The organism is Streptomyces silvae (assembly GCF_016745505.1).
In the GTDB taxonomy this organism is placed as follows: domain Bacteria; phylum Actinomycetota; class Actinomycetes; order Streptomycetales; family Streptomycetaceae; genus Streptomyces; species Streptomyces silvae.
The window spans coordinates 1-12,836 of the sequence record NZ_JAERUC010000088.1; the positions used below are offsets into that span (position 1 = coordinate 1).

The 12,836-nt window shown below is 71.1% G+C and carries 15 protein-coding genes and 1 tRNA gene; 7 read left to right on the forward strand and 9 right to left on the reverse strand.

Annotated features, from left to right (window positions below):
• From JKV81_RS13485 to JKV81_RS13495, 3 genes are all read left to right on the forward strand, one after another.
• On the forward strand, window positions 1–1,747 hold a 1,747-nt coding region (locus tag JKV81_RS13485; protein ID WP_202076058.1), incomplete at its 5' end, for a cysteine protease StiP domain-containing protein.
• 161 nt (window positions 1,748–1,908) lie between these two features.
• Complete coding sequence (locus tag JKV81_RS13490; RefSeq protein WP_202076059.1) at window positions 1,909–2,718, forward strand: HAD family hydrolase; 810 nt, start codon at window positions 1,909–1,911, stop codon at window positions 2,716–2,718.
• A gap of 59 nt (window positions 2,719–2,777) precedes the next feature.
• Window positions 2,778–3,437 carry an O-methyltransferase gene (locus tag JKV81_RS13495; RefSeq protein WP_202076061.1) on the forward strand — a complete coding sequence of 220 codons (660 nt, stop codon included), beginning with the start codon at window positions 2,778–2,780 and terminating at the stop codon, window positions 3,435–3,437.
• Between the two features lie 115 nt (window positions 3,438–3,552).
• On the opposite strand, the gene JKV81_RS13500 is transcribed toward JKV81_RS13495, so the two are convergent.
• The 4 genes from JKV81_RS13500 to JKV81_RS13515 form a co-directional block, all read right to left on the reverse strand.
• Window positions 3,553–3,777: an FmdB family zinc ribbon protein gene (locus JKV81_RS13500; RefSeq protein WP_129262618.1), complete on the reverse strand. Its 225-nt coding sequence runs from the start codon at window positions 3,775–3,777 to the stop codon at window positions 3,553–3,555.
• 9 nt (window positions 3,778–3,786) lie between these two features.
• Window positions 3,787–4,380, reverse strand: coding sequence for a DUF4383 domain-containing protein (locus tag JKV81_RS13505; RefSeq protein WP_129262616.1), 594 nt, complete (start codon window positions 4,378–4,380; stop codon window positions 3,787–3,789).
• Between the two features lie 320 nt (window positions 4,381–4,700).
• Entirely contained in the window at window positions 4,701–6,068 is a 1,368-nt protein-coding gene (locus JKV81_RS13510) for a coiled-coil domain-containing protein (protein WP_129262614.1), read from the reverse strand.
• A 70-nt stretch (window positions 6,069–6,138) separates the two neighbouring features.
• Window positions 6,139–6,912 carry a DUF4097 family beta strand repeat-containing protein gene (locus tag JKV81_RS13515; RefSeq protein ID WP_129262613.1) on the reverse strand — a complete coding sequence of 258 codons (774 nt, stop codon included), beginning with the start codon at window positions 6,910–6,912 and terminating at the stop codon, window positions 6,139–6,141.
• A gap of 195 nt (window positions 6,913–7,107) precedes the next feature.
• Between JKV81_RS13515 and JKV81_RS13520 the strand changes: the two genes are divergently transcribed.
• Window positions 7,108–7,182 (forward strand) — tRNA-Val (locus JKV81_RS13520).
• A gap of 529 nt (window positions 7,183–7,711) precedes the next feature.
• Here JKV81_RS13520 and JKV81_RS13525 read toward each other — a convergent pair.
• Window positions 7,712–7,990 carry a hypothetical protein gene (locus tag JKV81_RS13525; protein ID WP_236056513.1) on the reverse strand — a complete coding sequence of 93 codons (279 nt, stop codon included), beginning with the start codon at window positions 7,988–7,990 and terminating at the stop codon, window positions 7,712–7,714.
• 327 nt (window positions 7,991–8,317) lie between these two features.
• The gene (locus JKV81_RS13530; protein ID WP_202076063.1) at window positions 8,318–8,626 is read right to left on the reverse strand and encodes a hypothetical protein; all 309 of its coding nucleotides are present in this window, start codon (window positions 8,624–8,626) and stop codon (window positions 8,318–8,320) included.
• A gap of 256 nt (window positions 8,627–8,882) precedes the next feature.
• On the opposite strand from JKV81_RS13530, the gene JKV81_RS13535 reads away from it, so the two are divergent.
• Both JKV81_RS13535 and JKV81_RS36245 read left to right on the forward strand, forming a co-directional pair.
• Entirely contained in the window at window positions 8,883–9,446 is a 564-nt protein-coding gene (locus tag JKV81_RS13535) for a dihydrofolate reductase family protein (protein WP_202076065.1), read from the forward strand.
• A 396-nt stretch (window positions 9,447–9,842) separates the two neighbouring features.
• Window positions 9,843–9,998: a hypothetical protein gene (locus JKV81_RS36245; RefSeq protein ID WP_236056516.1), complete on the forward strand. Its 156-nt coding sequence runs from the start codon at window positions 9,843–9,845 to the stop codon at window positions 9,996–9,998.
• 180 nt (window positions 9,999–10,178) lie between these two features.
• Here the strand turns inward: JKV81_RS36245 and JKV81_RS13545 are convergent, their stop codons facing one another.
• Together JKV81_RS13545 and JKV81_RS13550 are read right to left on the reverse strand one after the other, a co-directional pair.
• A complete protein-coding gene (locus tag JKV81_RS13545; protein ID WP_236056519.1) occupies window positions 10,179–10,769 on the reverse strand; it encodes a hypothetical protein in 591 nt (196 codons plus the stop codon).
• Between the two features lie 47 nt (window positions 10,770–10,816).
• Window positions 10,817–11,542: a MerR family transcriptional regulator gene (locus tag JKV81_RS13550; RefSeq protein WP_202076070.1), complete on the reverse strand. Its 726-nt coding sequence runs from the start codon at window positions 11,540–11,542 to the stop codon at window positions 10,817–10,819.
• Window positions 11,543–11,616: 74 nt separating this feature from the next.
• Between JKV81_RS13550 and JKV81_RS13555 the strand changes: the two genes are divergently transcribed.
• The gene (locus JKV81_RS13555; RefSeq protein ID WP_202076071.1) at window positions 11,617–12,084 is read left to right on the forward strand and encodes a DUF6194 family protein; all 468 of its coding nucleotides are present in this window, start codon (window positions 11,617–11,619) and stop codon (window positions 12,082–12,084) included.
• Between the two features lie 31 nt (window positions 12,085–12,115).
• Here the strand turns inward: JKV81_RS13555 and JKV81_RS13560 are convergent, their stop codons facing one another.
• Window positions 12,116–12,679 (reverse strand): flavoprotein, encoded by a 564-nt coding sequence (locus tag JKV81_RS13560; protein ID WP_202076072.1) that lies wholly within the window; start codon window positions 12,677–12,679, stop codon window positions 12,116–12,118.
• Between the last annotated feature and the right edge of the window lie 157 nt (window positions 12,680–12,836).

Below are 12,836 nucleotides of genomic sequence, written 5' to 3' on the forward strand. Positions count from 1 at the left end.
CGCGCAGGACGCCGGGCCCGTGGCGAGCGGGTCGTCCGCCCCACGGCCGCCCGTACGCGTCGTCCTGGACTGGCCGGCCGGTGTCCCCGACGGCGGGCGGCACGGCTTCACCCCCGTCCACCGCGCGGCCCTGGAAGCCGCGCTCCCCGCCATGGGCGCCCGGATCGCCGACGCCCTGGGCGAGGCGCGCCGGGTGCTCGTCCTCGGCTTCGAGGAGCTGATGTACGCGCCGCTGCGGCTCGCCACCGCGCTGGAGGATGCCACCACGGCCGAGGTGCGCTACTCCACCACCACCCGCTCGCCGGTGCTTGCCGTCGACGACCCCGGCTACGCGATCCGCAGCCGCCTGGTCTTCCCCGCCCACGACGCCCCCGCCGACGGGCCCGGCGACCGGTACGCCTACAACGTCGCGGGCGCGGGGTTCGACGCCGTCGTCGCCGTGGTCGATTCCGCCGCCGACACCCCCGCCCTGCACGCCCCCGACGGGCTGCTGGCCCGGCTCGCCGGCCACACCGACCGGGTCGTGCTCGCGGTCGTCCCCTCGTACGTCCCGTCGCCGACTCCCCACAGGCAGGAAGCCGCCATGCTGCCCGAACCCCTCCGGGGACCCGCCTTCTCCTCGTACGCGGCCCAGGACGTCGGCTGGCTGCTCCAGGACCTCTCGGACACCGTCCTGGAGGCCCCCACGGAGGAGCGCGAGGAGGCCATCCAGAGCGGCGGCGCTCACTACGCCGAATCGCTGCCCGTCGAATACCAGCCCAGCCCGCAGTACCAGGAGCTGTTCAAGGCGGCCCTGGACACCTCGGCCACTCGTATCGCGCGGGCCGTCGGCACCGTCACCGAGACCGTCCTCGCCGAGAGGGGACCCCGCCCCGTCCTGGTCTCCCTGGCCCGCGCCGGCACCCCCGTCGGCGTCCTGATGCGCCGGTGGGCCCAGCACCGCCACGGCCTCGACCTGCCGCACTACGCCGTCTCCATCGTCCGGGGGCGCGGTATCGACGCCAACGCCCTGCGCTGGCTGGCCGCCCACCACGACCCGGCCGACGTCGTGTTCGTCGACGGCTGGACCGGGAAGGGCGCCATCACCCGTGAACTCGCGGCGGCACTGGAGGAGTTCGCGGCCGCCCACCCCGAATGCGGGGCCTTCGACCCGGAGATCGCGGTCCTGGCCGACCCGGGCGGCTGCGTACGGACGTACGGGACGCGGGAGGACTTCCTCATCCCGTCCGCCTGCCTCAACTCCACGGTGTCCGGGCTGATCTCGCGTACGGTCCTGCGCTCCGACCTGGTCGGCCCGCACGACTTCCACGGCGCGAAGTTCTACCGCGAGCTCGCGGACACCGATGTCTCCGGCCTGTTCCTCGACACGGTCGCCGCCCGCTTCGACGAGGTCGCCGGCGCCGTGGACGCCGAGGCGAAGGAACTGCTCGCCGCGGACCGCGCCCCCACCTGGGAGGGCTGGGCCGCCGTCGAGCGCATCAGCGAGGAGTACGGCATCCACGACGTGAACCTGGTCAAGCCCGGCGTCGGCGAGACGACCCGGGTGCTGCTGCGCCGCGTCCCGTGGAAGATCCTGGCCAAGCGGGGAGCCGGCGCCGATCTCGACCACGTACGCCTGCTCGCCGAGCAGCGCGGGGTCCCGGTCGAGGAGATCGCGGAACTCCCGTACACCTGTGTCGGGTTGATCCACCCCAAGTACACCCGGGGCGCCACCGGCGCGGACGGCACGGCGGTGACGGCGAAGTGAGCGAGAGCGTGAACACACCTGGGAACGCGTCCGAGGATGGCCTTGGATCCGCGGATGGCCGTGGATCCGAGGATGGCCGTGGGTCCGAGGATGGCCGTGGGTCCGCGGATGTACTCGGACCGGCTGACGCATCCGGTTCCGCCGACGCCGCCGTGACGCTGGTGGCCAGCGACCTCGACCGCACCCTCATCTACTCGGCGGCATCCCTCCAGCTGACCATGCCGGACGCCCAGGCCCCGCGCCTGCTCTGCGTGGAGGTGTACGGCGGGGCGCCCCTCTGCTACATGACGGAGACGGCCGCCGCACTGCTCGACGGCCTGGCCCGCACCACGGTGTTCGTCCCGACGACAACCCGGACCCGGGAGCAGTACGGCCGCATCCACCTGCCCGGACCCGCCCCCCGGTACGCCATCTGTGCCAACGGCGGACACATCCTGGTCGACGGCGTCTCCGACCGGGACTGGCAGGACCACGTGGTCCGCCGGATCGCCGGCGAGTGCGCCTCCCTCGGGGAGGTCCGTGCCCACATCCAGGCGGCGGGCCACCCCTCCTGGCTGCTCAAGGAACGGGTCGCCGAAGACCTCTTCGCCTACCTCGTCGTCGACCGCGCCGCCCTCCCCGAGGGCTGGGTCAAGGAGCTGTCGGACTGGGCGGACCTCAAGGGGTGGACCGTCTCCCTGCAGGGCCGGAAGATCTACGCCGTACCCAAGCCGCTCACCAAGAGCGCCGCGATGCGGGAGGTGGCGCGCCGCTGCGGCGCCACCCTGACGCTCGCCGCCGGTGACTCGCTCCTGGACGCCGACCTGCTGCTCGCCGCCGACCGGGCCTGGCGCCCGGGCCACGGCGAGCTCGCCGACTGCGGCTGGGGCGCGCCGAACACCGAGGTCCTGCGTGAGCGGGGCGGCGCCGCTGGTGAAGAGATCCTGCGCCGTTTCGTACGGGCCGCGGATCCTCTCCGGGCGGGTCGCTGAGCCTGCGCGCGCGACCTTCGGCAGGCTGTACCGGACCGCCGCCGACGGAGGAGACGCACATGACCAAGGGCAACGAAACCAAGATCACCGACGAGCTGTACGCGTACGCGCTGGCGCACAACCCTCCGCTGGACGTCGTCCAGCGCGAGCTGGTGGAGACCACGTACGCCGAGCTGCCCGACCAGGCGGGGATGCAGTCCGCGCAGGAGCAGGGGCCGCTGCTGGCCTTCCTGGTCCGGCTGACGGGGGCCCGGCACATCGTGGAGGTCGGCACCTTCACCGGCTTCTCGGCCCTCTCGATGGCGCAGGCGCTGCCCCCGGGCGGGGTGCTGATCGCCTGCGACATCTCCGAGGAGTGGACGGCGTACGGCCAGGACGCGTGGGAGAAGGCGGGTGTCGCCGACCGCATCGACCTGCGGATCGCGCCCGCCCTGGACACCCTGCGCGCCATGCCGGCGGAGCCGCACATCGACATGGCCTACCTGGACGCGGACAAGGGCAACTACATCGCGTACTGGGAGGAACTCGTCCCGCGCATGAACCCCGGCGGGCTCGTCGTCACCGACAACGTGCTCTTCCACGGGCGCGTCACCGACCCGCTGGCCACCGGGGGAGCGGCCGCCATCCGGGGCTTCAACGACCATGTGGCCGCCGATGCCCGGATGGAGAGCGTGCTGCTGACCGTGTCGGACGGGCTGACGCTCTCCCGCAAGAGGTAGCGCCGCGTCCGTCCGCACCCGTCCGCGCCCGGGGACGCTTCGAGCGGTGCGGTGGGGTCAGCTTGAGCGGTGCGGTGCGGTGCGGTGGGGCCAGCCTCGGTGGGGCCTGGTGGGGTCAGCCGCAGCAGCCGCCGCCGCAGCATCCGCCACCACCACCGCCGCCTGCGGGAGCGGCGGCCGGTGCGGGGGAGCCCGAGCCGCCCACAGCCACGGTGGAGAGCAGCTTCACGGTGTCCTCGTGCCCGGCGGGGCAGGAAGCGGGATCGGATGACTCGGCCATCGGGCGGCTGAGTTCGAACGTCTCGCCGCAGGGGCGGCAGCGGTACTCGTAACGAGGCATGGCCCCAGATTAGAGCCTCTTCCGCTCCACGGCCTCGGGCATCTGCGGCCGTGCGCGGCGCTCCTCCTTCGCGACCTGCTCCGGGTGCCGGGCCCGCCAGTACGGATTGTCGTGGGGGAGGCCGCCGCTGACCCTTCCGTACATGCCGAACATCATCAGCAACAGCCCGACCACGAAGCTGAACAGCACGTTCTGCATCTGGAAGGCCAGGAAGTTCATGCTGCTGTCCAGCAGGGCCAGATTCACGAACCCGCTGAGGATGAAGGCGATGCCCAGGACCATGTTCAGGGTCGAGGCGAAGTTCCCGCCGATGACCATGCCCACGAAGAGCAGCAGCCCGACGCAGATGGACAGGATGCTCAGCGCACCGTTGGTGTTGAGGCCCGCCACCGTGTCGCCGCCGGTGTCGAAGAAGCCGATACGGTCGATGAGCCCCAGGATGCCGAAGACGACGAGCAGCAGGCCCATCAGGCCGGCTCCGACCCGGTAGACCTGGCTGAGGCGGTGATCGACGGGCAGCTGTTCGTCGAGGAAACCCTTGCGGCGGGCCGGCTTGCCGGGCTTGCCGCGTCGGCGCGGGGGATGCAGGACGTGAGTGGCCATGACGGCCTCCTTCGGCCGTGTACGGCCAGGGACGCCTCAGCGGAAGCCGCTGCGTACCTCCAGGATCGGCCCACCGGCGGCCGGGGACAAATCCAGCCGGTGAGACCTGCACGGGTGCGGGGGCCTGCGGGGCTTCGGGGCTCTGCGGTGCTTTCAGGGCCCTGCGGGGCGCCGGCCGGCGGGTCGGTGGGCTCAACCGGCGGCCGGTCGCCAGGCTCACCCGTCGCCAGGCTCACCCGTCGGCGGGCTCACCGGCAGCTGGCCGAGAGGGCTCCCCGGTCGGCTGGTCGACTGGCTCACCGGCGGGCTGACCGGCGCGCTCAGGCGCCGCCTCCCAGCTCCTCGCGGATGGCGGAGACCACCCGGTTCGCCGTCTGCCGCACGGCCTCCGTCTCGGTGAGGAAGTGCCAGTAGTCGGGGTGGCGGCCTTCGAGCCCCTCGATCGCCCGCTCCAGCCGCGCCACGGCGTCGTCCAGCGGACGGGCATGGCGCGGATCGGGCGTGTGGCGCCCGGCCATGGCCAGGCGCTGGGCATCCCGGATCGCGAACCGGGTGCGATCGGTCTCGGCCTGCGGATTCTTGGCCACCGCGTCGAGCTGCCGCAGCCGGTCCCCGGCGGCGGACACCGCCTCGTCGGTCGCGTTGAGCAGCGCCCGGACCGTACTCAGCCGGGACGTCGCGTCGGCCCAGCGCTGCTCGGACCGCGCCTCGGCGGCCTCCGCCAGCTTCGTCTCGGCCTGCCGGACATTGGCTGCGGCCTGCTCGGGAACCGGCTGCAGGTCCTGCCAGCAGGCGGCCGAGAAGCGCCGCCGCAGCTCGCTGAGCACCGGCTCGACCTGCCCGGCGCGCGTCGTGAGGGCCTGGGCGCGGGTGCGCAGAGACACCAGCCTGCGGTCGATCTCGGCGGCCCGCTCGGGCAGCTGGTCCGCCTCCGCGCGCAGCGCCTCGGCGTCCCGCAGCACCTGATCGGCGCGCTGCAACGTCTCGGCGACGCCGTGCTGCCCGGCGCCCTGGTTGAGCTTGGTCAGCTCGGGGGCGAGAGCGGCGAGCCGGGCCGCCAGCTCGTCGGCCCGCAGCCCGGAGGCGCGTACGGAATCCAGGGCGTTGCTGGCGGCCAGCAAGGCCTGACGTGCCCGCTCCACAGCGGGAGCGAGCCGCGCGAGCTGGGTCTCCGCGCTGCTGAGCAACGTGCCGAGCCCCTGGGCGAACCGGTCGAGCTCCCCCTTCACCCGCACGAGGTCGTCCTTGGCCCGGGTCAGCTGGGTCCGCGCACCGGCCGCGGCCGAGGGCTCCAGATCGTCCCGGTCGAGGTCATGGGCGTCGACCGCGGTGATGTACTCGTGGCTGACCTCGTCGATCCGCCGGCCGAGCGCCGCGAAGTCCTCCACGGCCTTACGGGCCCGGGGCGAGCTGTCCACGGCGGTGATCGTCTCGATCGAGATCCGCAGATCGCGCTGAGCGGTGTCCAGCTCGTAGAAAGCGGCGGCCGCGGCGTCCTTCGCCGCCTGCGCGTCCGCGCGCTGATTCTCCCCACGCCCCCCGAACCACCGGCGCGTACCCCCGCCCGCGAAGGCGCCCGGCAGCGCGGCGGCCACCAGAGGAACCGGCATCAGCATCAGCACCAGGACGTCCTTGACGGCGGAACCAACACCCGCTTTCGCCTGCGGCCGCGTGTGTGTCGCCGTCACATCCCTCTCCCGTGCCGATCCGCCCTGCCCGGTTCATTCTCGCACCAGTTAGGACGAACGCACGGGCCGGTTAGTTCGCACTTCGGACGGTGACTTCACCGTTGTCGCTGCGCGCCTTCACCACGTGCTTGCTGCTGTCGCTGCGGGGCACCTTGACGGAGACGGAACCGTTGTCGGCCTCGGCGGACACCGCGTACGTACTCTTCCCGGCCGGCAGGTCGATGGAGATGCTCCCGTTGTCACTGACCGTGTCCACCAGGTCGGGGACCCGGGTGAAGCCGATCCTGACGGCCCCGTTGTCCGAGCGGGCGATCACGGAGGCCCCCGAGATCCGCTCCGCCTCGATCGACCCGTTGTCGGAGATCACGTCCAGGGGTCCGGAGATGTCACGCACCGTGATCCCTCCGTTGTCGGCGGAGATCTTGAGCGGGGCGCTGAAGCCGGTGGCGGTGACCTTCCCGTTGTCCCCCTGCACGTCCACGGCCAGCCCGCGGGGGACCTTCACCTCATGGTGCGCCTCACAGTTGCTGATCATCGCGTGGCACTTCACCTCGAGCCGCAGCTCGTCCCCGTCGAGCTTCCACACGGGATCGGGCCCACTCCCCAGCACGACCCACCCGTCGACCCGCCGGGTGACCTCGATCTGCTCCACATCGGCGGGCACGAGCTCCAGGGTGGAGTTCTCGGCATCGATGGTCAGCGTCTCCCCCTCGAAGGCGAAGGACTTGTGCTCGGCGACGGCGTCCTCGGCATCCGTACTGCCACAGCCACTGAGCGAGGCCACGAGGAGCACGGTCCCGGCGGCGGCCATGAGTGCGTCGGTGCGTCGCGTACGGATGGTCATGATGTCGGATCCCCCTGAGAGCGCTGCCGATGTGCCACCACCGTATGTACGCCCCCACCCCACGGACGATCCGGACGGCTACCGTCTCGGGGGTGGGGGTAACCCCCGTACCGCCCCGAACCGACTGCTCCTTGGGCCCGCGGAACCGGATTGCGGCGGGGGGCCCTGGGCCATGTAACCTGTTGCCTCATCCACGGGTGCGTAGCTCAGGGGTAGAGCGCTGCTCTTACAAAGCAGATGTCGGCGGTTCGAAACCGTCCGCGCCCACCAGTAGGTAGTACGACGAAGGCCCAGGTCACCGGTGCAGAACCGGGAGCCTGGGCCTTGTTCGTTCCTCAGCCGGGGGCAGGGGGAAGCGCCATGGCGCCATGAGAGGGCGGTGCGGTCACGGCGCCCACGCATCCTGAGAGCTCCGCCGGCGAAGGAGAGGGTGCGCGGCCGGCTCTGGCAGGTGGTCTGCTGGCCATCGAGGAAGCCCGACCGTCGGTTAGGTCCGGAACGCCACTCTCCGGACCGCCCGCGGACAGGCCGGGGATGCAACCATTCTTTTCAGAGCTGGAGCCCCCGGAGACCGACCGCGCGCTTGCGACCCTAAGGGTCGGCACTGACAACGGCTCGGTGCGCACCGGACGGTTGAGCGGAAGCGTCCAACTGCGCGACCACGCCGACGAATACCGGCGGACGAGCGCGACCGGCTGCTGACCGTCAGCGCAGGTGAGAGGTGCGCTGGTCCAGGTACTCCGGACACCGTCGGCCAACTGAGCACAGAAGACCGGAGGCATCCGGGATCTGACGGGTACTACTTGCCGATGTTCACCCGGTCGTTGTCGAGCAGGGAGGTGTGTGTCGCCGACGCCACCATCAGGAAGACGATGAGCATCCCCACGAACGGGCTGTCCCCCTCGACTGCGGTGCTGGTGCTGAGGATCAGCACCTCGGCCACGACGTACACCACGGCCAGCCATGGCTTGATGACGCCCTTCACCGCGGCGACGACGAACGGCACCGCTGCGCCGATGCTGATCGTGACGATCGGGACCAGGATCCAGATGACCTTGGCGATCGTGGTGTTGAACATGCGTGGCCGCCCGGTGGGCAATGGCCCGGTCACGTACGGGCTCGGCTGCGGCTGGTACGGATTCGCCATGAGGTCCCCTGAAGTGTGCGAGTTCGGAGAGTAATTTTCCACCTACGCCAAGTGTCGGCGATAGGTGCGTGACGGTCCTGATACGTGGTGTTCGAGAGGAACGTCGTGTTTCTTCGGCCTCGCTACGGCCTCTCGGCTGAACATGCGAGGCAGTCGGCTCTCCGGGGGCGTCCTAGGGCTGCCGAGATGTTGTCGGGGGTGCAGCCCGCTCTCTGTTCGCCGGGCCCGGCCCGACGCTCGCGCCCCCCGGACTGCTGCTCAGTAGAGGATGACCTGCCAGCGCTCGGCCCAGAGCAGCCACTGGCCGCCCGCACCGCGTACCTGCACGCGGTCGTCCTCCACCTGCCAGACCGTTCCGTAACGCGTGGCGCCGGGGAGATCGACCCTGACGATGTCGTACACCTCCAGGTCTTCCTCGACCGGCCGGGTCCACGCGTTCGCGCACTGCTCGCAGAGATAGCCGACCACTTCGCGCCCCTCGTCAGTCGTCGGGACACCCGTACGGACCGCCTCGACGCAGCACCGAGGGCACGGGTCGGCCGTGTGCTGGCCTGCTGATCGGGACATCGTCCGAGCCTGCTGTACGGCGATGAGGAACGGCAACCGCGCGGAGAGGGGTTCAGATCACGGAGGTGTCGAAATCTGAAGCACTTTCGGCACTTCCGTGCTGTTCGGTCGGTGCGACTCGGTACGTCGAGTCGGCCGCTGAAGTTCTTTCCACTGGCCGTGAGGTGCCCTGGCCCCGGTGCCCGCGAGCCGTGCTGAGTCTGCGGCGTCCGGCGGTCGTACTGTCGAGTCCCGTTCACCGAGGAGGAAGTGTCCGATGCGCAGCGTGACGTATTCGATGGGTGTCTCACTCGACGGCTACATCGTCGGGCCGGACGGCGACTTCAACTGGTCGGAGCCCGACGACGAGGTCTTCCGCTTCGTCACCGACGAGATCCGGGAGGTCGGCGTCCACTTCATGGGGCGACGGCTGTACGAGACGATGCTGTACTGGGAGACCGCCGACCAGGACCCTTCGCTCGACGAGTCGATGCACGAGTGGGCCGTGCTCTGGAAGGCGATCCCCAAGGTGGTGTTCTCCACCACGCTGTCCACCGTGCAGGGCAACGCCCGGCTCGCCTCCGGCACCGTTGCGGAGGAGGTCGAGCGTTGGCGGGCCGAGCCGGGGGAGGGCGACATCGCGATCGGCGGCGCGACTCTCGCCGCCGAGGTGGGCGCGTCCGGTCTGATCGACGAGTACCGGGCCAGGGTCTACCCGGTGCTGGTGGGTGGCGGCATTCCGTTCTTCCCCCGGCGCGAGCGTCGAGTCGATCTCGAACTCCTCGAGACGCGCACCTTCAGCTCGCAAGTCGTCTATCTCCGCTACCGGGTGGCGCGTTAGCCGACGGGTCCCTCTTCTGGCTCTACGGGCGTGATCTGCCGATCTCCCTTACTTTTCAGGATCCTGACGGATCGGTGTGGTCCTCGCGTCGGCGGGGCGGCAGCTGGCTGAGGGCGATGAGGAGCAGACCCGACAGCAGGAGGGTAAGCAGCGCGGGACACATCGGTGGGGTGACGCTCGCCGGCGCCCCGGCCATGCCGGTCGATCGCCCCGGGTACTCGACGGGACAGGGGGCCTCCGGAGCGGTCGTGCGTGCTGTGCGGGTCACCGGCTCCGGATAAGGGGCACACTGAACGTATGGCCCTACCGAAAACGCACCATTGCTCGGCCTGCTCGAACGGGGCCGCCACGGACGGAGTCCTTCACGAAGACCTCGTCGTCGGAGCGCCTCTCTCCATGGAGGATCTCACCGACGCCCAGCGCCTCGACCGTTTCGCCCTCAAGTATGCCCATGACAGCTGCCAGGTCAGAGAGGTCACGCGCGTCCCGCACGACACCTTGAGCGGTTACGCCTGGTCCGTCCGCTTCACCGAGGGGCGCGCGGCGAGTTGATCACCTCGCACAGTGCACTGCTGCGCGGCCGCTGACCAGCCAGGACCGTCCTGCGGCCGGGCGCCACGCCCAGCGAGCAGATGCCCGACGGCACGTACGTGAGCGGTGCGCGCCGGCCGACCAGCACGCCCCCGCAGTGAGTCGTTGTGGGGGCGTCGACGTGAGGCAGTGCCCTGAGCGTCAGGGAGCGTCGTACGTGACTATGGCGCGCGCCGGGGCCCTGAAGCGGTCCGTGGTGAACGGGGAGCGTTCGACCATGATGGTGGTGGCCGTGTTGCCGTAGGTCAGGACGGGGCCCCGGATGCCGGTGCCGCACAGGCCTCTCGGGAGTTCGGTTTCGCCCTCGCCGAGCGCGTAGTTGTCGTCGACGTACGACTCCTCGAACGGGGATGCCTCGGCCGGGAGGAAGCCCGCCGTGTGGAGGAAGTCCGGTATCCGGCTGCTCACGAAGGAGAGTTCGGTGTGGCCGCTCTGCGTGTAGTAGTGGACGTCGGACGCGTCCCCGGGGAGCGGTGCGCCTCCTGCGCCGAACTGACCTGACAGCGGCGCGTCGCTGCCCTCGCAGGCCCGTGCGTCGCCGAACGGGTGGAACAGGTCGTCCTGGAACAGCCAGACCAGCCCGCCCGCCGGAATTGCCAGGACGAGGACGGTGATCGCCAGGCGCCGGAGCAGGCGCCGGGGACGGGGTCCGTCGTCCGGCTCACCGTTGTCCGGCTCACCGATGTCCGACTCATCGTTGTCCGGTGCATCGTCTTGCCAGGAATCACTCATGAACGCCCCCTCGGCCATGCATGCCCCCGCATGCGAACACGCGGAGCCTACGCCAGTGATCCACCGGCGGTCAGTGCCGTACCCAGCGGGGCGGCGGCTTCGAGCAGGGCGAGGGAGCGGGCCGTGATGTTCGCGTCCCGGGCGGCCAGGGCCGCCTCGATCTCCTCCCGTCCGTGTCCACGCCGCAGGTTCGGCATCAAGGCCCGGAGCGGTGCGATCCGGTAGCCGGCGCCGCGCAGTTGGTGCACGATCCGGGCGTCCCGCGCCTGGGCCGGTGAGTATCGCCGCGTTCCTCGCGGAGGGAGCCGGTCCGGAACGGCGAGGCCCTCGGCGTCCCAGTGCCGCAGCGTCGACGGGCGTACGCCGAGCGCGGCGGCGAGTTCGGAGACGGTCATCGCGTCCGACGGGCGTACGTCGTCGACCGGTTCCGCGGCGATCGACGCGGCGGCCTCCTTGGCGAGGTCCAGGTCCGTACGCTCCCGGTCGAGCCGGGCGTGTGCCGCGTCGAGCAGGGCGAGCACCTCCGCGACCGGGCGTCCGTGCACGGCGCGCATGATCCGCTTGGCCTCGACCGGGCCCGTGCTGGCCGCGAGGGCGCGGTAGGCGAGTGCGGACCGCAGGTGGGCTTCGCCGTAGACCCGGTAGCCCGCCGCCGTACGCCCGGCCGGGGGCAGGACGCCGTCCCGTTCGAGGTTGCGGATCTGCTGGACCGAGTACCCGGCACGGCGCGCTACATCGGCCGTGCTCAGGACCGGTGAGTTGAGGGTTGGCACCCGTCACTCCTCAGTAAATGGGATCGGGGGCGGGTCGAAGTCTCCACTTGCACCTTAATGAAACGCTTGATCCCATGACCATCGACGAGATCATCGACTTCGTGGAAGGCCTCGACGGGTCCCTGGCCGTCAGGCCGGAGGCCGGCGACGGTTCACCGGAGATCAGCTGGGGAGACGCCTTCTTCTACTACGCGCCCGACGGCGTCGTGCCGCAGGCGACGCAGCCGTTCGCGACGATCGTGACGAAGAACTACCCGGGCGACGAGACGTCGCGCCTGGACCGCCCGGGCGCCTTCCGAGTCAATGCCGCCGTGGGGAAGGAGACGTTCACCGACCGGACCGGGCACGCACCGGGCGAACCGGCCGGCGACGACGACCCCGGTGCCACCGATGTGGTGATCGCGCACCCCGTCTACGGTTCCGCCGCCTGGCTCGCGGTCGTGAACCCGGGCCCGCGGACCGACGCGGCGGTGCGACAGCTGCTCCGCCACGCCTGTGACCTCGCGCGTGCGCGGTACGAGCGGCGGCGACGCGCAGGGTAGGAGCCTGCGCGCCTCCGAACGCGCGCCGGGATCAGCGCGGGCCCACCGCCGGGCGGGCCAGGATCGCCGCCCACGGAAGATCCCGGACCGCGGGGCCCTCGCGCGGTTCGTACAGGGGCCAGACGTCCGGTCCGTACACGAGTTCCACGCCTGCCCCGCGCAGGGCCTCGATGTGGCCGGCCCATGCCGGGTGCCGTGCGTGGGCCGCGTTGATCCGGGGGAACACCACGACCGGGACGCCTGCCGTGCCGACGGCTTCGCCGACCTGTGTCAGGGCCTGGTTGTCGGCGATGCCCGTCGCGAGCTTGGCGACGAAGTTCGCGCTCGCCGGTGCGACGACGTAGCAGTCGGCGACGGGGTGCGGGCGGGGCTCGGTGGGCAGGCGCGGGGCATCGCGTACGGGGAGGCCGGTCAGGGACTCCAGCCGGTCCCACTCGCCGTCGGCCCTCAGCCAGCGGCCGGCGTTCGGCGTGAGCGTCACGGCGACCCGCCAGCCCAGCGCGATGGCCGGCTCGACCAGCCCGGTACGCAGCGTCTCGACCCCGTCGGTCGCCGTACCCACGACTCCCAGTACCCCGCGGCTGCCTGTGCTCACTGTTCGATCCTCCACCGTGGCCGGTGCGCCCACGCGCTCGCCCGTTGATCAGCGGTACGAGGAGCGCGGTTGAAGGTCCAGCATGAATGCTTCCCGTCAGTCCCATCGTTGCCTTGCGTATGAGCGGAACGGGGTACGGGGAACCTCTCGTACACGT